This is a genomic window from Corynebacterium sp. HMSC072G08, from assembly GCF_001809185.1.
GTDB lineage: Bacteria > Actinomycetota > Actinomycetes > Mycobacteriales > Mycobacteriaceae > Corynebacterium > Corynebacterium phoceense.
Genome location: NZ_KV796437.1, coordinates 1 through 292, shown reverse-complemented (window position 1 = coordinate 292; position 292 = coordinate 1). Strand labels below are relative to the sequence as shown.

Genomic DNA, 292 nt, shown 5'->3' with positions numbered 1-292 from the left:
CCTTCTCGGTGACCTTGACCGGAACGTCAACCGTATCGGTCGAACCATCCGGGTACGTTACCTTCACCGGAATCGTGTAATCACCAGGCGTTGCATCATCATCAGCAACAACCTTGATGGAACCGTCCTCATTGACAGTCACTTCACCCGGGAAATCAGAATCACCATTCTGCTCCACCTTCGTACCCTCAGGCAGCTTGTCACCCTTAGCGTCAGTCGGAGCATCAATGGTCTCCTCACCACCCTGCTCAACCTTAGTATCATCCGCATACTTCGGATCCACAGAATCCGT

Annotated in this window: 1 protein-coding gene; it reads right to left on the bottom strand. The window is 52.7% G+C overall.

What is annotated here, in order from left to right; all coding sequences use genetic code 11:
* The coding region (locus HMPREF2559_RS08735) for a Rib/alpha-like domain-containing protein (RefSeq protein ID WP_246816851.1) at positions 1-283 on the bottom strand (283 nt) is incomplete at its 3' end.
* Between the last annotated feature and the right edge of the window lie 9 nt (positions 284-292).